This is a genomic window from Kitasatospora sp. NPDC042419 (assembly GCF_056437345.1).
The window spans coordinates 180590-197087 of record NZ_JBWKAW010000014.1; the positions used below are offsets into that span (position 1 = coordinate 180590).

The window sequence follows — 16498 nt, forward strand, 5'->3', positions numbered from 1 at the left end:
CTGGCGGCCAGGCAGCCCTACTCCCTCAGCAGGGCTTCCGCCAGGCGTCCAGTTCGAGCTTCTTCTGCATCGAGCTGAGGCCCAGCGCCTTGGACTGGGCGCAGAACCGCTCGGTGCCGAGCTTGTACTCGACGTGGAAGACCGCCTTGCCCGCCTTGATGAAGGGGGACAGGCGGGCGCACTCGTCGAACTCGGCGCACTCCTCGTTCACGGCGAAGTCGAAGTCGGCCAGCAGGGCCGGGATCTGCTCCAGATCGTTCTTCAGGCCGATCGCCAGGCCGCGCTCGTGGGCGAGCGAGGCGAGCATGCGGTTGTAGCGGAGCTGGTCCTCGGCGGTCAGCGGGAAGCCGCTGTTCTGGTTGTACGCCTCGATGGTGTCGGGCTCGACGGCGTCGAAGCCCTTCTGCTTGCACATGTCGAAGCGGGCCGCCATCAGCGGCTTCAGCTGGTCGAGCTTGCGGATGTCGAACCACTTCTCGCCCTTCCAGCCGTTGCCGGAGCCCTGCAGGGCCTTGGCGAAGGCGGCGGAGTCGGGGCGGAAGTCCTCCCACGAACCGGCGTTGATGTAGCAGATCACCTTGCGGCCCTTGGCGTGCAGCGCGGCGACCACCGAGGCGTCGGTCTCGAAGCCGTCGACGTCGTAGACGGGGACGTCGACGGACTGGTCGACGCCGCCGCCGAGCTGCCACTGCCAGGCGAGGCCGGGGGTGGGCTGCCAGCGGGCGCCGTTCGCGGTGCCGTTGGGCGTTCCGGTGGTGGTGCCGGGCGGTGTGCCCGGCGTGGTGCCCGGGGTCGTGCCGGTCGGCGTGCCGGGCGTGCCCGTCGGGCTTCCCGGGGCGGTGCCGGTCGGGGTGCCGGGGGTTCCCGGTGCGGTGGTGCCGGTCGGGGTGCCGGGCGCGGGCGGAGTGGTGGCCGGGGTCTCGGCCGGGGCCGACGAGGCGTCGGCCGGCGTGGTCGGGCTGCCCGGGACCGGGGCCGCGGTGGCTGCCGGGGGCTGGGCGCCGGTGGCGTCGGCCGAGGGATCGTCCTCGTCCTCCGGACCGGAGCTGCTGCACGAGGTCGCCAGCAGGGTGGTGGCGAGGGCGAGGGCGGCCAGCAGGGGCCGGGTACGGCGGGTCACGGTGCTCGAACTCCGGGTCGGGTCAGGTCCGTTCGGCGACGGGCAGGTCGGTGACGGTCGATCGGTTCGTGGTCGGGCCGGCGGCGGCCGGTCCGCGGGTGGTCGATGCGGCGGCGGCCGGTCCGGCGGCGCGCGGTCGGCGGTGCGGGACCGCCGGTGTCACGCCGGGGACGCCAGGTCGGGGGCGCTCAGGTCGTGCGGCAGCGTGCTCCAGGGGTTCTCCCCGGAGCCCGGGACCGCGCAGCCCGCGCCGGCCCGGCGGGCGGCGATCAGTGCGGCGGCCTCGCGCGCCCGCTCGGCGGGCACGTCGTAGACCAGGTGGCAGAACCGGGCGGCGGCGTGCCGGCCGGTCCAGAGCGGCAGGGTGAGCGACTGGTAGGCCGCCCAGTCCCCCTCGAAGGTGACCAGCAGGTCGGCGATGCCCACCTCGGCGTACCCCGGGTCGGGGTGGTCGCCGTGGCCGAACACCACGGTGGCGCAGCCGGCGGCCCGGGCCGCCGTGGCGAGGCGCCGGTAGTGCGGCAGGGCGCCCGGCGCTGTGGACACCTGGTCGAGGTAGACGCCGGTGATGCCGTGCCGTTGACGGTAGGTCAGGATGTCGTTCACCACGGCGGCGTGCGGCCGCCGGCCGTAGTCGGTGTCGGCGTAGCCGAGCAGCGGCAGGCCGGCCTCGCGGAGCCGCTCCGCGGCCTCGGCGAAGACGCCGTCGGGGTCGCCGGGGCCGTCGGCGAGGTTGAGCACGACGGCGGCGATCCGCTTCGGGTCGGCGGCGGCGACCGCCTGCCAGGCCGCCGGGTCCACCGCGGGGTGGACGTACAGCGGCACCAGCAGGCGGCCGTCGTGGTGGCTTGCGCCGGTCATGCGGAGACCAGTGGTTCGGTGGAGAGCCAGAGGTCGCGCAGCGTCTCGTCGAGACCGGTCTCCGGCCGCCAGTCGAGCACCCGGGCGGCGGCCGACACGTCGGCCTGCTGCCAGGAGACGGCCGCGGACCGTTCGGACCCGGCGCCGCTCTCGTCGATCCGGCCGGTGAAACCGGCCGCCGCGACCAGGCCGTCGGCGATCGCCCGGACCGGCCTGGCCGTTCCGGAGGCGAGGTTGAGCACCCGGGGCAGCGCGCCCCGGGCGGTGACGGCGAGGCCGACCGCACGGGCGATGTCCCGGGCGTCGACGAAGTCGCGGTGGGCCGAGAGGTCCCCGACCTTCACCACCCCTCCGGCGCCGTCCGGGGCGGCCCGGCGCAGCTCGGCGGCGAGCCGGCCGGGCAGCGAACCGGCCGGGGCCCCCGGGCCGACCGGGTTGAACACCCGCAGCACCACGGCGTCCAGCGGCGAGCCGGCCACCGCGAGGGAGCCGGCCAGCTTGGTGGCGCCGTAGACGCCGACCGGGCGGGCGTCGGCGTCCTCGGCCAGCGAACCGCCGGGGGCGCAGACGCCGTACTCGCCGGCCGAGCCGATGTGCACCAGCCGGGCCTCCGGGGCGCCCTGTTCGAGCGCCTCGCAGAGCACGGCCGGGCCGCGGGCGTTGACCTCGGCGAGCTTGACGGCGCTGCCGGCCACCGCGCCGGCGAAGTTGACCACCGCGTCGGGGGCGAGCGCGGCCAGCTCCTCGCCGAGCGGGCCGGCCTGGGCGGTCGCCAGGTCGAGGCGCAGGTCGTGCTCGGGCCGCCGCCCGGCGGTCAGCACGGTGGCCCCGGGCAGGGACCGCAGGACGTCGGCGGCGTGCCGGCCGAGGAAGCCGTCGGCGCCGAGCAGCAGGATTCTCACGCGGCCCGTCCGTCGTTCTCGGAACCGGCCTGACCCACCGGGGCGGGCTGGTCGGCGGTGGCGTCCGGGGCGGTCCGGGCGGCCGGGATCGGCAGCTCCTGCCCGCTCGGGACGGCGTACAGGCCCTCGGCGGCCTCGCCCGGGAGGAGCAGCGACCGGTTGAGCGTGAACTCGGCGTTGGCCCGGTCGTAGTCGTCCGGGCGGCCGATGTCGAGCCAGTAGCCGCCGAACTCGTAGGCGGCCGGCGGGGTCTTCGCGGCGAGCAGGTCCAGGACCAGCTCGTCGAAGCCGAGCGGCAGGCCCGGGGTGTACTTGGCCAGCGCCGAGCGCGAGACGCCGTACACGCCCATCGAGACCCGGTAGTCGATGGTCGGCTTCTCCTGGAAGCCGGTGATCGAGCCGGACTCGGTGGTCAGCACACCGAAGTCGATCTTGACCTGGCGGGCGTAGGTGGCGATGGTCAGCGGCGCCCCGGACGCCTCGTGGTGCTTGAGCACCCCGGCGAAGTCCAGGTCGGTGAGGACGTCGCCGTTCATCACCAGGAAGTGCTCCGGCAGCCGGTCCTGCATGGTGAGCAGCGGGCCGAGGGTGCCGAGCGGGCTGTCCTCGACGGCGTAGCCGACCCGCAGGCCCCACTGGGAGCCGTTGCCGACGTAGGCGCGGATGATGTGGCCGAGGTGGCCGATGGCCAGGGTGACGGTCTTGAAGCCCGCGGCGGCGAGCTGGCGCATCACGATCTCCAGGATCGCGTGCTGGTCGCCGATCGGGACGAGCGGCTTGGGAAGCGCAGTGGTGTACGGGCGGAGACGGACGCCCTTACCACCGGCCAGGATCACTGCGTGCATGGTGTTTCCCCCACGGAAGTCGGTGCGACAAGGGGCCTTCGATGCCGGGAGCGGACGGAAGGCGGGCTGGGTCAGACGTTGTAGATGTCGGTCTTGTAGCGGGCCAGGTTGGCCGGGTCGCGGAAGAACTCGATGGTCTGCTCCAGGCCCTCTTCCAGGGAGTACGCCGGGGCCCAGCCGGTGGCGGCGCGCAGCCGGGTCGCGTCGGCGACCAGGCGCATGACCTCGGAGTTGGTCGGACGGATGCGCTGCTCGTCCTCCTTCACCGTGACGTCGACGCCCATCAGCTTGCCGACCAGGGCGACCAGGTCGCCGACCGAGATCTCGCCGCCGGTGCCGGCGTTGAAGGTCCGGCCGACCACCGACTCGGCGGGGGCGGTGCCGACCGTGCGGAAGGCCAGCGCGGTGTCCTTGACGAACATGAAGTCGCGGGTCGGGCGCAGGTCGCCGAGGGTGATCTCGGTCTCGCCGGCGGCCAGCTGGGCGATCACGGTCGGGATGACGGCGCGCATCGACTGGCGCGGGCCGAAGGTGTTGAACGGGCGCAGCGTGACGACCGGCGTCTCGAAGCTCGCGTGGTAGCTGTCGGCCAGCCGGTCCCCGCCGGCCTTGGAGGCGGCGTACGGGGACTGCGTGTTGATCGGGTGGTCCTCGGAGATCGGCACGGTCTGCGCGGTGCCGTAGGTCTCGCTGGTGGAGGTGTGCACCAGGCGGGGGATGTCCAGGTGGCGCACCGCCTCCAGCACGTTGAGGGTGCCGGTCACGTTGGTCTCGATGTACGAGTGCGGTGCCTGGTACGAGTACGGGATCGCGATCAGGGCGGCCAGGTGGTAGACCGCCTCGGTGCCCTTGACCAGGCCGTTGACCGAACCGGGGTCGCGGACGTCGCCGAGGACGATCTCGACCGAGTCCAGCACCTCCTTGGAGAGGGTCTCCAGCCAGCCGAACGACGAGAACGAGTTGTACTGGACCATCGCGCGGACGTGATGGCCGTCGGCCACCAGGGCCTCGACGAGGTGGGAGCCGATGAAGCCCTCGGCTCCGGTGACGGCGACGCTGCTCATGCGGTGATTCGCTTTCTTCTCTCTGGGGACTTGTTTGCTCGGACCCGGCCGGGTGTGTGAACGGTGTGGTGACCCGGCCGGGGTCGTTCAGCGGTGCTTGGTGGTGCGGCCGAGCACGGGCCCGGCGATGGCGGTGAGGACCGCGGCCGCGGCCCCGCAGCCGATCAGCTGCAGGACGGTCGGGTCCGCACCGGTCAGCAGCCCGGCGCACTCGGCACCCGCGGCGGCCAGACAGATGAGGGCGGTGCTCCAGCTGAGCCCGAAGGCGTTCAGCAGCAGCGCCAGCCAGAGCGAGCCGCCGAGCAGCAGCAGCGCGCCGAGCTCCGGGACGCCCAGCGCCGGGGCGCCGGGCCAGAGCACGGTGGCGGCGGCGTCCAGGGCGGCCACGGTGGTGAGGTAGATGAAGAGGCAGCCGAGCAGCACGCCGCCGGTGCGCCGGACGAACTCGATCGGCGTGTGGCTGGTCCGCAGCGCCGCCACCGCCATCGCCCGGTACCGGAACAGCAGCCACTCGGCCAGGCCGAGGCTGAGCGTCAGGGCGATCATGGCCGGCCCCGTCGGGCTGGCCGAGGCGCCCTCGGCGGCACCGGTGCGCACCGCTTCGTGCACGGTGACGCCGAGGCCGGCGATCATGGTCAGGGTGCCGACCGCCAGGCCGAACAGCAGGTGCGGCACCTCCTTGACGAGCGGCAGCCGCAATGGCACCGGCTCCGGGTCGCCGCGCCGGCAGCGCACCAGCTCCCTGGCGGCCAGGCCGATCGCCAGACCGAGCGAGGCCAGCAGCACCGAGGTGCGGACGATCTGCGGCACGTCCACGGCGAGCACCACGCCGGCGCCGACCGCGGACGGCGCCAGCGCCAGCAGCAGGAACTTCTCCCGGCCGAGCACCAGCAGCACGGTGGCCGCCGCCAGGTAGCCGGACTGCCCGGCGGCGAAGCAGAGCGCGCCCAGCGGCCCGCCGACCACGTACCCGGAGGTGGCCGCGACCAGCGCGCCCAGCGGCGCACCGATCGCCAGGCAGGACCCGGCGGACCGGCGCCGGCCCCGGCCGAGCCAGGCGTAGGCGCGGTGCGCCAGCGCCTGGTTCCAGGCCCAGCTGACCAGCGTGGCGACGGAGAGCGCGAGCATGCCCGAGGGCAGCCCGAACCGCATCCGGTCGGCGGCGAACAGGTTGGCACCGAGCAGGTAGCCGAGGCCGGGCAGGGCGAACACCAGGCCGCGGACGACGCAGCGCCAGGGGTCGGCCCGCCAGGGGTTGGCGAACTCGGCGCTCGGGCCGGGGTAGCGGCGCTCGACCTTCTCGAACAGCTCCGCGGCGACGGTGAAGGAGTCGGGGCGGCCGTACAGCAGCGCCGCCTGTTCGTCGGACAGGCCGTCGGACTCCAGGAAGGCCGCGATCTCGTACGGGTGGACGGCGTCCGCGCAGACGTCGCGCAGCCGCTCGGCGAGCTCGTCCAGCGGGTCGGGGGAGAGGTCGAGCGCGTCCTCGGCCGGCTCGGGGCGCTGCTCGGGCAGGGCCGGACGGCGCCGCCCCCGCGGGGGGAGGGTGCGCAGCTGCACGGTCTGCTCGGCCCAGTCGGGTCCGGCCTCGTCGGGGACGAGGCGGAGGGGACCGCTCATGCGCCCACCTCGCTGCACTCGGCGGCGGTGTACTCGCTCATGCCGTGACCTCGCTGCGCTCGTGCTCGGACGGCTGCTCCCAGTCCGGGTCCGGCGGGCCGTCGGTGACGGCGACCACGCCCTCCGGCAGCCAGCGGGAGGTGCCCAGCAGCTCGGTGTAGATGCCGCGGAAGCCGTCGATGTTCTGGCGGAGCGTGAACTGCTCGATGACGCGCAGCCGGGCCTGCTCGCCGAGCCGGGCCCGCCGTTCCGGGTCGCGCAGCAGCTCGATCGCGGCCGCCGCCATCGGCTCGGGCTCGCGCGGCGGGACGACCAGGCCGGTGTCGCCGACCGCCTCGCGCACACCGCCGACGTCGGTCGAGACGGTGGAGCGGCCGCAGGACATCGCCTCGATCAGGGTGAACGGGAAGCCCTCGCTGATCGAGGAGAGCATCACCACGTTCCCCGCCGCGTACGCGTCGGTGATGTCCGCGACGCGGCCCTCGAAGGCCACCGAGTCGGCGATGCCGAGCTCGGCGGCCAGGGCTATGCAGCCGTCGCGGTACGCCTCGCCGCCCTTGGGCGTGCCGCCGAACAGCCGCAGCCTCGCCTCGGGTATCTCGCGCTGGACGATCGCGAAGGCGCGGATCAGCGTCTCCAGGTCCTTGATCGGGTCGACCCGGCCGGCCCAGCTGAGCGTGGGGGTCTCGGGTTCGGGCCCGGCGGGCGGGAACGCCGCCGGGTCGACGCCGTTGTAGACGGTCCGGATGTGCGCGGAGGGCGTGCCGCCGCGCTCCTCCCAGCGCCGGTTGTACCGGTTGCCGGGGGTGACCAGCGCGGCCCGCCGGTAGCTCTCCTCGGCGAGCATCCGGTAGAAGCCGAGCAGCAGGGCCTTGACCGGCCAGCGGTACGGGCCGGTGCGGTAGCCGAGGTAGCGCTCGCGCAGGTAGATGCCGTGCTCGGTGAGCAGAAACGGTACGCCGTACTGCTGGGAGGCGATCAGGCCGGGCAGGGTGGCGAGGCCGCCGCTCGCGGCGTGCGCCACGCCCTCGCGGGGCGGCTCGGCGGAGAGCGGCCGCAGCGCGTGCTCCAGCAGGTCGGTGGCGTTCAGCGCGTCGTGCAGGGTGGGCCGGGAGACGGCGGTGGAGAGGTAGTCGCGGGTCCAGACGTGCTGGAGGGTGCGCAGGGCGCGCTCGCTGCGCAGCGCCGGGCTGAGCAGCCCGCGCCGGGCGAGGTCGGCGAAGCCGTACAGCTCGGTGCCGAAGTGGGTGGTGTAGACCGGATCCAGGATGGAGTGCAGGAAGCGCTCGTAGGCGTTGAGGAAGCGGCGCATCTCCTTGCCGCGCGGCGCCCGGCCGTCGGCGGCCGGGCCCCAGAGCGGTGCCGTGGTGACGGACCGCACGTTGGCGGGCAGCTCCCAGGCCAGTGGCTCGTGGCCGGTTCCGGTGACGGCGATGATGTCGAAGTCGACGTCCGGCATGCCCTGGACGAGCTGGTCGCACCAGACGCTGACACCACCGTGCTGGTGCGGGTACGTCCCCTCGGTGAGCAGGGTGACGCGCATCTCTGTCCCCCCTCCTGTTCTTGCGTCAAGCACCCGGCCGTGGTGGCCGGGTCGGGTGGTTCCGGTGGCGGGCCGGGAGGACCGGCCCGCCACCGGGTCACCTGTCTAGCGGGTGCCGGACTGGCCGGCGGTCTTCTTGGCGGGTTCGGCCTTCCCCCCGGAGGCCTTGCCGTGCTGCTGGGTGGTGCCCTTGCCGGCTGCCTTCCCGGCGGTACCGGTCGTGCTACCAGCAGTGGTACCAGTGGCCGCGCCCTTGCCGGCCACCGGGGCCCCGCTTCCGGGGACCAGGGTCGGCGCGTCGGTGCGGTCGGTGTCGCCCGGGCCGGCCGGGACGGCGTCCGCCGTGCCCTGCGGGACGATCTTGGTGTCGCTCGGGGCCGGTGCGGTGACCGACTTGGCGGCGACGCCGGGAGCGGCGGCAGGAGCCGAGGCCGGGGTGGCGGCGGCCGGCAGCTTCAGCTGGACGCCGCTCTGCAGCTGGCCGGGCTTGACCCAGCCGGAGAGCGCGCCGGCGTAGGCGGTGCCGAACGCGGCGGTGCCGATCGCGAGCTTCTGGACGGTGCCGGTCGGCACGGTCGCCTGGACCTGGACGCCGGCCGGGGCGTTGACCGTGACGGTGTCGCCGACCCGGTAGGCGGTGACCTGGCCGGCGGTGATCGCCGTGTTCCAGGCCGCGCGGCGCTGGAACTCGACGCCGAGGTCCTTCTGCGCCAGGTTCACGATCGGGGTGTTGTCCGCGTGCAGCGAGCGGTAGGTGGAGAGGATCCGCTCCAGCACCGGGTAGACGATCCGGTCCTCGGCCAGGTTCGACTGGTGGATGAAGTGCGGCCGCGGGTCGTTGCTCAGCACGTGGCCGAGGTCGATCCGGGCCTCCAGCGGAACGATGTACGAGAGGTAGCCGGTGTTCACGTCCAGCGGCGTCGGCAGGCAGGTGGAGTTGGCGTTGTTCTCGCAGACGCCGCTGCCACCGTTGGCCGCGCTGGTGTAGATCCAGTTGTACTCGTCCGTCTGCTCCTTCGCCGTGCCGGCGTTGTAGAAGACGTTCATCGGGTAGCGCGGGACGGTCAGCACGCCCGAGCCGATGGACCGCTGGGCGGCCTCGCGGGACGCGTCGCTGGCGGTCCACTTGACCCCGTTGGCGGCCAGTGCGGGCGCCAGGAAGGGGTTGTCGCTGGTCTCCTGCGGGGCGGTCAGCAGGCCGGAGTGCTCGCCGGTGACGAGCTCCGTCTTGTCCAGCGTGAGGTTGCGCGCCGCGGCCCAGTCGAGGTTGTTCTTGACCTGGGCGTTGATGGTCGCCTGGTCGATCCAGACGGTGTTGCCCGCGCCGTCCTTGGTGCACTTCCACGGGACCACCGACACGTCCTGGAGGCAGCCCAGGTACGGGTGGGTGTAGGTGTGGTTGACCCACCGGTAGCTGGTCTGGTCGGCGATCATCTGGTCCACCACCGGGTCGGTGGTGGTCTCGTGGTCGGCCTTCCAGTCCTCGCTGCCGCCGCCGTTGAACACCATGTCCATGGTGAAGTTGTTGGCGGTCTGCCACTGCTTGGCGTACTGCGCGTCGGCGACCGACATCCGGATCGGGTTGGCCGTCTCGGGGGTGCCGGGCGGGCAGGTGACGTCACCGGGGGTGCACTTCAGGACGGTGTCCCAGCGGTCGTCGGCGAGGAAGACGTCGTCGACGTGGGCCGCGAAGTAGTTGCGGTCGTAGCCGAGGTGGACGCCCTGGGTTATCCAGTCGACTATGCCGCGGGCCAGCAGGCGGTACTGCTGCTGGTACTGGTTGTAGACGAAGGTGACGACCAGCTCCTTGCGGCCGTCGTGGCTGTACTCGCCGACCAGCGAGCCCTTGGCGGTGCTGCCGGGGATCGGCACCTCGACGAGCGGGGTGAAGCTCGCTCCGGCGGGCAGCGTGGCCAGCGGGGTGGCCAGGTAGCCGTAGCTCTCGGAGACGGCCGGGTCGTTGTCCTCGAACGGGACGGAGCCCTTGAGGTACCCGAACGGCCCGCTCAGACCGGCCGCGGTGACCTGTCCCTGGTGGCCGTCGAGGGTGCCCATGTAACCCGGGTCGACGGCCCAGTTCAGGCCGACCTCGGGCCGGGCGTAGGTGTAGGCGTCGACCTGGCGGACGTTGAACGCCGCCTCGTACGCGGCGATCGCGGTCATCTCGGCGGAGCCGGCCGCGAACGGGTTGTCGTTGGGCAGGACGATGCCCTGGTACTTGCCGCGCGGCTGCCCGTTCAGCGTGTCGCTGAGGAAGGCGGCGTCGATCACCGGGCGGTTGGCGTCGTTGAGATCGACGAGCTTGTACGGGGTGCCCTGGCTCTTGAGCTCGGCGGCGATCGCCGCCGTCGCCGGACCGCCGTCACTGATGACCAGGACCGTGAGGTCGATCCGGGGCGTGGTGGTGGCACCGTGCGCGAGGGACGACTGCAGGCCACCGGCCAGCAGAACGGCTGCCGCGCAGGCGGCAACTCTTCGGGTCGCTCGACCCATGTTGTCTTTCCTCCCCTGGGCAGGGCGCTCCGCTGCTCGGCGCTCACCTGCCCTGTCGCTGTTCGCGGGCAGCAGGCTGCCCGGCGCCCATCCTGGTGGAGACTCCGTTCCAGGTGGGACCAAATGGGCAGGAGTGCAGCGAATCTGTTACCAACGTTCATGGTTGGGCCATGAAAGCGCTGATTGTGGCCGGAACCGCACCGGCTGCGCAAATAATCAATTAAAAATTAAAACCCGGAGCCTGAGCGTTACCGCTGCTCACCCACCGTGCCGTCCGGGCGGGCGAGGGGGACCCTACACTGGCGGCGTTGCGCGTCACACTCTCGCACGTCCTGGCGTTTCAGTGGGCAGGTTCATGCAATATCGCGCAGGGTTGTGCCACGTCACCGTCCGAATATCCAATGGAGGCCGCCGCGTGACCGAGCAGCAGACCGAGACCGTCGTTTTCCCGGCCGCCCGCAGCCTCGGCCTGCTCGGCGCGGTCAACGCCCGCGACCTCGGCGGCTACCCGACGGTCGACGGCCGGGTGCTCCGGTCCGGTGTCGCACTGCGCAGCGACGGCCTCAACCGGCTCACCGGCGAGGACCTGGGCCTGCTGGCCGGGCTGGGCCTGCGGCAGGTCGTCGACCTGCGCAGCCTGGAGGAGGTCCGCGAGGCGGGCCCCGACCGGGTCCCCGGCCTGCCGGTCGCGGTGATCTCCGCGACCGAGTGCTCGGCCACTCCGATCATGGTGGAACGCGCCGCCCCCGACGGTATGACCCTCCATCACCTGCCGGTTTTCGCCGTCGACTTCGACATTTACGCGGCACTGCGCGAAGCGCTCGCCGATCGCAGTCCGGAGAAGCAGCGCGCCCTGCTCGGTGACGGCCGGGCGGGCGCGATGATGACCGGCCTCTACCGCTGGTTCGTCACCGACCGGATCGCCCGCGAACGATTCGCTGCCGTCCTGCGCCTGCTGGCCGCACCGGACGGCGCGCCGCTGCTCTTCCACTGTTCGGCCGGAAAGGACCGCACCGGCTGGACGGCGGCGGTGCTGCTCACGGCGCTCGGCGTGGACCGGGAGACGGTCTACGCCGACTACCTGCTCACCAACGAGCGCTCGGCCGCGATCGTCACCTCGATCGTGGAGGGCTTCCGCGCCCGCGGGCTGATGAGCGAGCCCGAGCTGTTGCTGCCGGTCTTCCGGGCCGAGCGCGGCTACCTGGACGCGGCGTTCGAGGAGGTCGAGGCCGGCTGGTCCGGCTTCGAGGCGTTCTGGGCGGACGGCCTCGGGCTGGACGACGAGGTGCTGGCCGGTCTGCGGGTCAACCTGCTGGAGCCGTAGGGCGCGGCCGACGGCCCGGGCGCCCGGCGGGGCCGTCGGCCGCGCCGCCGCGCCGGGAGCCGGTGTCACCCCTCGCTGATCAGGCCCTCGCGGAGCTGGGTGAGGGTCTTGGTCAGCAGCCGGGAGACGTGCATCTGGGAGATGCCGATCTCCTCGCCGATCTGCGACTGGGTGAGGTTGCCGAAGAACCTCAGCATGATGATCCGGCGCTCGCGCGCCGGCAGCTTGGCCAGCAGCGGCTTGAGCGACTCCCGGTACTCCACGCCCTCCAGCGCGAGGTCCTCGTAGCCGAGCCGCTCGGCCAGCGGCCCGTCGCCGTCCTCCTCGCCCGGGCTGGAGTCCAGCGAGCTGGCGGTGTACGCGTTGCCGACCGCGAGGCCCTCGACCACGTCCTCCTCGCTGACGCCGAGGCAGGCGGCCAGCTCGGCCACGGTGGGGGAGCGGTCCAGCCGCTGGGAGAGCTCGTCGCCGGCCTTGGTGAGCGCGAGCCGCAGCTCCTGGAGCCGCCGGGGCACCCGGACCGACCAGCTGGTGTCCCGGAAGAAGCGCTTGATCTCACCGACCACCGTCGGCATCGCGAAGGTCGGGAACTCGACCCCGCGCTCCGGGTCGAACCGGTCGATCGCCTTGATCAGGCCGATCGTGCCGACCTGGACGATGTCCTCCATCGGCTCGTTGCGGCTGCGGAACCGGGCCGAGGCGTACCGGACCAGCGGCAGGTTGAGCTCGATCAGGGTGTCGCGGACGTAGGTGTGCTCGGTGCTGCCGGGCTCCAGGGCGGCCAGCCGCAGGAACAGCGAGCGGGAGAGCGTCCGGGTGTCCAGCCCGGAGCCGGACTGGGCCGTGGCGGCCTCCGCGGCCGGATCCGGGGCCTCCTGCGCAACGGCTCCGGTGGCGGCCTCCGCGGGCGTCGCCGGTCCCGCCCCGCCGGGGGGCGGCGGCGCTTCGGCGCCGGGCGGCGCTGCCGGGTCCCGCCGGAACGGGAACCGGTCGACGGCGACCGTCGCGCCCTGGGCCTGACCAGCGTGGATCTCCGCAGTGCCCAGCTCTCCGGACATGCACCCACCCCCTTGTGACTGACAGTTGAACGGGCGCCCCGGCCCGGCGGTTCCCGAGCGGGGTCCTCCCCCTCCATACCGGAACACGGTCTCCGGCAAACCAGGGGGTCGCAAGACGTCACGCGCCGGTAACGCGGAGCGATCCTGCCGTTGCGCGGCGCTTCGCCCCGTTCTGCCGGGGATTGTGACGGTCAGTCTTCCCAGGAGTTGCCGGTCCGAAGCCTGGTCAGGATCCGGGAGAGCAGCCGGGACACGTGCATCTGGGACATCCCAAGCTCGGTGCTGATCTGCGACTGCGTCAGGTTGGCGAAGAACCGCAGCATGACGATCCGTCGCTCCCGCTCGGGCAGCTGCACCAGCAGGTGGCGGACCATGTCACGGTGCTCCACCTCGGCCAGCGCCGAGTCCTCGTAGCCGAGCCGGTCGAGCAGGGCCAGCCCGCCCTCGTGCTCCTGCGCGGCCTCCAGGGAGGCCGCGTTGTACGCCCGGCCGGCATCCAGGCAGGCCCGGACGTCCTCCTCGGGGATGCGCAGGCTGGCGGCGATCTCCGGCACCTTGGGGGCCCGGCCGTGCGTCACCGTCAGTTCCTCCATCGCGCCGCTGACCTGGACCCAGAGCTCCTGGAGCCGGCGCGGGACGTGCATGGTGCGGACGTTGTCCCGGAAGTAGCGCTTGATCTCGCCGAGGATGGTCGGCAGCGCGTAGGTCGGGAACTGCACCCCCCGGGTGGGGTCGAACCGGTCGATGGCGTTGATCAGGCCGATCGTGCCGACCTGGACGACGTCCTCCATCGGCTCGCTGCGGCTGCGGAAGCGGGTGGCGGCGTACCGGACCAGCGGGATGTTGACCTCGATCAGCGCGGCCCGCACCCGCTCCCGCTCGGGGGCGTCCGGGGGCAGTTCGGCGAGCCGCTCGAAGAGCACCCGGGTCAGGGTCCGGACGTCCACCGCCGGTCGGCCGCCGGGGCCGCGCAGGCCGTCGGGCCGGAGCTCGCCGGCGGGGCTGATCACGGAGGCCAGTACTTCGTCGTCCGGCGCGCTCCCTGGTGTCCGCACGGGCACGTCACCCTTCCCAAAGTCGACAACGGTGAGACCTGTGGACCGGGTGTCGTCGGGTTTCGTGCACCACCTCGCGATGTCCGGCAAAACCGGTCATAGCATCACAAGGCGGGCGCACGTCGGGCAAGTACCGCGTGGAGGTGTGTTGGTGCTGTGCTGGGGCTTCACCGGGCCCGCCGGAGGCTCGGCGAGGGGATCGTTCCGGGACAGAGCAAGGCGCCCCGCCCGGGCTCCGGGCGGGGCGCCGCGGCCGTCCGGGGGACGCGCCGGGGGCGCGTCCGGACGGTCCTCCGGGCTCAGACCTCGATGTCGGCGATCACCCAGGTGGCGAACTCGCGCCACTGCCCGGCCGCGGCCTGGTGGGCCGGGTGGGTGAGGTACGCCTGCAGGGCCTCGCGGTCCTCGACGAGGCTGTTGATCGCGTAGTCGTAGGCGATGTCGCGCTCGGTGGTGTTCCAGCCGCACTCCCACTCGCGGAGCTCGGGGACGACCGGACCGAGCTCGGCGAAGGCCGCGGCGCCGGCGATCGCGCGCGCGTCGTCCTTGCCGACGCCTTCGTTGAGCTTGAACAGGACCAGGTGCCGGATCACGATGCCGCTCCTCGCGGACGGGGGTGGAGGTCGGGGCCCACCGTAGCCGGTGGGGCCGCGGCTACTTCACCAGCCCCGTCATGAAGGTGCCGATCGCCTTGGCGGCGTTCGAGATGCCTTCGAAGCCCAACTGGACCAGCTCGGCGGCGCGGGCCGGCGAGGTGATGATCGTGTAGAGCACGAAGATGAGCAGGAGGACCATTCCGATCTTCTTCGCCTGCGCCATCCGGTGACCTTCCTCCCTGCTGTGGGCCGCCGCCATCCGGTCCCCGAGCGGTCCTCTGCAGTGGGCAGCTTATCCACCCGGACGGCCTATCAGGTGTGCGACGCGTTCACCCGGCGGGACGAAGGTCCCCGCGACTGGGGCCTTTCTCCGGATGCCCGCCCGCGGATCGGGCGGCAGGATGGTTGACGTACCGAGGATCTGGCAGGAATCCCCGGTGCGTGGATCCGGAGCTCCCCGCTGTGGGACCGGGTGTCGCGACTTCCCCCCGAAGCGACTCCCGGTTGTGGGACTCCGCCGGGGGAGCGGTCAGTCCCCCCGAGCCGCTCCCCCCTTCCAGGCTCCGTACTCGACCGGGCGTTGGTGGTCATCGGCCCCCGGGTGCGGAGCCCTTTCCGCGTATGAGGGTGCGCGGAAACGCCGAGGGCCCGTCCGGACTTCCGGACGGGCCCTCGGGCTTTCTGGCGGTAGCGGTGGGATTCGAACCCACGGTGAAGTTGCCCCCACACACGCTTTCGAGGCGTGCTCCTTTGGCCGCTCGGACACGCTACCGAGGGGAACTCTACCGGACGGGTGGCGCCGTCACGAAATCCGTATCGGGGGAGGGTCGGCGGCGGTCCGCGCGCGCGGTGCGCGGGGGCGTCCGTCGGGGTGCCCGGCGGCGGTTTGGCGGGGGTCCGGCGGTGGTTCTAGCGGTGGCCGTCGAAGAAGGCGCGGAGCTGCGCGCCGCACTCGTCGGCGAGGACCCCCGGGATCACCTCGGGGCGGTGGTTGAGCCGGCGGTCGCGCATCACGTCGAAGAGGGAGCCGGCCGCGCCGGCCTTCTCGTCGAGGGCGCCGTAGACCACGCGGTCGATCCGGGAGAGCACGATCGCGCCCGCGCACATGGTGCAGGGCTCCAGGGTGACGACCAGGGTGCAGCCGGCGAGGCGCCACTCCCCGAGCTTCCCGGCGGCCTGGCGGATGGCGACGACCTCGGCGTGGCCGGTCGGGTCGCCGACGGCCTCGCGCTCGTTGTGGCCGCGGCCGAGGACCTCGCCCCCGGGGTCGAGGACGAGCGCCCCGACCGGGACGTCTCCGGTGGCCGGCGCCAGCGCGGCCTCGGCGATGGCGAGGCGCATCGGCGCCGCCCAGCGGTCACGGACCGGGTCGGGGCGGAGCGGGGCGGGCAGCGGCGGGATCGGGCGGGCGGACTGCATGGCATCCAGTGTCGGGCATGGCGGCCGTCCGGCCGTCCGGGCGGCGGACACGGACCGTTACCGGACCGCCTCCAGGACCTCGCCGCAGCCGAGCGCCTCGGCGATCTCCTCCAGGGCGTCGCCCGGCACCGCGCCCTCGCCGCTGAGGGCGAGCAGGTCGTCCGCGGCGAGGCCGAACTCGGTCAGCAGGTGGGCGTCGCCGAGCGGGCCGACCGGGACGCCGCCGCGGACGCCGGCCTCCTCGTCGTCGTCCTGCTCCTCGGCCTCCGCGTCCTCCTCCAGCTCGGCGACCAGGTTGTCGAGGTCGCCGAACTCGCTCTCCCCGGCCTGGTCGACCAGCTCGTCGGTGAGGACGGAGCCGTAGGAGCTGCGGGCGGCGGCGGCGCCGTCCGACACGAAGATCCGCGGGTCCTCCTCGCCGTCCACCCGGACGATGGCGAACCAGGCGTCCTCCTGTTCGATGAAGACCAGGACGCTGTCGTCGTCCTGGGTCGCCTCGCGGGCCAGGTCGGCCAGATCGGCGAGGGTTTCGACGGCGTCGAGTTCCGTCTCGCTCACATCCCACCCGTCCTCGGTGCGAGCAAGCACTGCAGCGAAG

14 protein-coding genes, 1 tRNA gene and 1 pseudogene are annotated in these 16498 nt (G+C 73.0%); 1 reads left to right on the forward strand and 15 read right to left on the reverse strand.

The genetic code is table 11. The features are described from left to right. Window positions 1–25 precede the first annotated feature (25 nt). The 8 genes and pseudogenes from AC067J_RS25245 to AC067J_RS25280 form a co-directional block, all read right to left on the reverse strand. Window positions 26–1066 (reverse strand): endo alpha-1,4 polygalactosaminidase, encoded by a 1041-nt coding sequence (locus AC067J_RS25245; protein WP_478302864.1) that lies wholly within the window; start codon window positions 1064–1066, stop codon window positions 26–28. A gap of 213 nt (window positions 1067–1279) precedes the next feature. Next, window positions 1280–1981 (reverse strand): spherulation-specific family 4 protein, encoded by a 702-nt coding sequence (locus tag AC067J_RS25250; RefSeq protein WP_478302753.1) that lies wholly within the window; start codon window positions 1979–1981, stop codon window positions 1280–1282. Then, a complete protein-coding gene (locus tag AC067J_RS25255) occupies window positions 1978–2883 on the reverse strand; it encodes an NAD-dependent epimerase/dehydratase family protein (RefSeq protein WP_478302755.1) in 906 nt (301 codons plus the stop codon). The genes AC067J_RS25250 and AC067J_RS25255 overlap by 4 nt, the downstream gene beginning before the upstream one ends. Window positions 2884–3020: 137 nt before the next feature. Beyond that, window positions 3021–3728: pseudogene (locus AC067J_RS25260) on the reverse strand (nucleotidyltransferase family protein); the annotation flags it as partial. A gap of 71 nt (window positions 3729–3799) precedes the next feature. Beyond that, the gene (locus tag AC067J_RS25265) at window positions 3800–4792 is read right to left on the reverse strand and encodes an SDR family NAD(P)-dependent oxidoreductase (RefSeq protein ID WP_478302757.1); all 993 of its coding nucleotides are present in this window, start codon (window positions 4790–4792) and stop codon (window positions 3800–3802) included. Window positions 4793–4879: 87 nt separating this feature from the next. Next, the gene (locus tag AC067J_RS25270; protein ID WP_478302759.1) at window positions 4880–6412 is read right to left on the reverse strand and encodes a hypothetical protein; all 1533 of its coding nucleotides are present in this window, start codon (window positions 6410–6412) and stop codon (window positions 4880–4882) included. A 37-nt stretch (window positions 6413–6449) separates the two neighbouring features. Further along, window positions 6450–7955, reverse strand: a complete 1506-nt coding sequence (pelF, locus tag AC067J_RS25275; RefSeq protein ID WP_478302761.1) for a GT4 family glycosyltransferase PelF — start codon at window positions 7953–7955, stop codon at window positions 6450–6452. A 105-nt stretch (window positions 7956–8060) separates the two neighbouring features. Beyond that, window positions 8061–10448, reverse strand: coding sequence for a hypothetical protein (locus AC067J_RS25280; RefSeq protein WP_478302763.1), 2388 nt, complete (start codon window positions 10446–10448; stop codon window positions 8061–8063). Between the two features lie 415 nt (window positions 10449–10863). Between AC067J_RS25280 and AC067J_RS25285 the strand changes: the two genes are divergently transcribed. After that, complete coding sequence (locus tag AC067J_RS25285) at window positions 10864–11772, forward strand: tyrosine-protein phosphatase (protein WP_478302765.1); 909 nt, start codon at window positions 10864–10866, stop codon at window positions 11770–11772. A 65-nt stretch (window positions 11773–11837) separates the two neighbouring features. Here the strand turns inward: AC067J_RS25285 and AC067J_RS25290 are convergent, their stop codons facing one another. From AC067J_RS25290 to AC067J_RS25320, 7 genes are all read right to left on the reverse strand, one after another. Then, a complete protein-coding gene (locus AC067J_RS25290) occupies window positions 11838–12830 on the reverse strand; it encodes an RNA polymerase sigma factor SigF (RefSeq protein ID WP_478302767.1) in 993 nt (330 codons plus the stop codon). Window positions 12831–13021: 191 nt separating this feature from the next. Then, window positions 13022–13804: an RNA polymerase sigma factor SigF gene (locus AC067J_RS25295; protein WP_478302865.1), complete on the reverse strand. Its 783-nt coding sequence runs from the start codon at window positions 13802–13804 to the stop codon at window positions 13022–13024. A 380-nt stretch (window positions 13805–14184) separates the two neighbouring features. Then, window positions 14185–14478 carry a Dabb family protein gene (locus tag AC067J_RS25300; RefSeq protein ID WP_478302769.1) on the reverse strand — a complete coding sequence of 98 codons (294 nt, stop codon included), beginning with the start codon at window positions 14476–14478 and terminating at the stop codon, window positions 14185–14187. Window positions 14479–14539: 61 nt separating this feature from the next. Further along, the gene (locus AC067J_RS25305) at window positions 14540–14680 is read right to left on the reverse strand and encodes a hypothetical protein (RefSeq protein WP_199839657.1); all 141 of its coding nucleotides are present in this window, start codon (window positions 14678–14680) and stop codon (window positions 14540–14542) included. A gap of 483 nt (window positions 14681–15163) precedes the next feature. Then, window positions 15164–15253, reverse strand: a tRNA-Ser gene (locus tag AC067J_RS25310). Between the two features lie 137 nt (window positions 15254–15390). Continuing rightward, a complete protein-coding gene (gene tadA, locus AC067J_RS25315) occupies window positions 15391–15900 on the reverse strand; it encodes a tRNA adenosine(34) deaminase TadA (RefSeq protein ID WP_478302771.1) in 510 nt (169 codons plus the stop codon). A 57-nt stretch (window positions 15901–15957) separates the two neighbouring features. Continuing rightward, window positions 15958–16458 carry a tRNA adenosine deaminase-associated protein gene (locus AC067J_RS25320; RefSeq protein ID WP_478302773.1) on the reverse strand — a complete coding sequence of 167 codons (501 nt, stop codon included), beginning with the start codon at window positions 16456–16458 and terminating at the stop codon, window positions 15958–15960. Between the last annotated feature and the right edge of the window lie 40 nt (window positions 16459–16498).

Coding starts and splice junctions, on each gene's coding strand:
- AC067J_RS25290 (WP_478302767.1), bottom strand. CDS start 12,830: ATGTCCGGAGAGCTGGGCACTGCGGAGATCCACGCTGGTCAGGCCCAG.
- AC067J_RS25270 (WP_478302759.1), bottom strand. CDS start 6,412: ATGAGCGGTCCCCTCCGCCTCGTCCCCGACGAGGCCGGACCCGACTGG.
- tadA (WP_478302771.1), bottom strand. CDS start 15,900: ATGCAGTCCGCCCGCCCGATCCCGCCGCTGCCCGCCCCGCTCCGCCCC.
- AC067J_RS25250 (WP_478302753.1), bottom strand. CDS start 1,981: ATGACCGGCGCAAGCCACCACGACGGCCGCCTGCTGGTGCCGCTGTAC.
- AC067J_RS25280 (WP_478302763.1), bottom strand. CDS start 10,448: ATGGGTCGAGCGACCCGAAGAGTTGCCGCCTGCGCGGCAGCCGTTCTG.
- pelF (WP_478302761.1), bottom strand. CDS start 7,955: ATGCGCGTCACCCTGCTCACCGAGGGGACGTACCCGCACCAGCACGGT.
- AC067J_RS25265 (WP_478302757.1), bottom strand. CDS start 4,792: ATGAGCAGCGTCGCCGTCACCGGAGCCGAGGGCTTCATCGGCTCCCAC.
- AC067J_RS25305 (WP_199839657.1), bottom strand. CDS start 14,680: ATGGTCCTCCTGCTCATCTTCGTGCTCTACACGATCATCACCTCGCCG.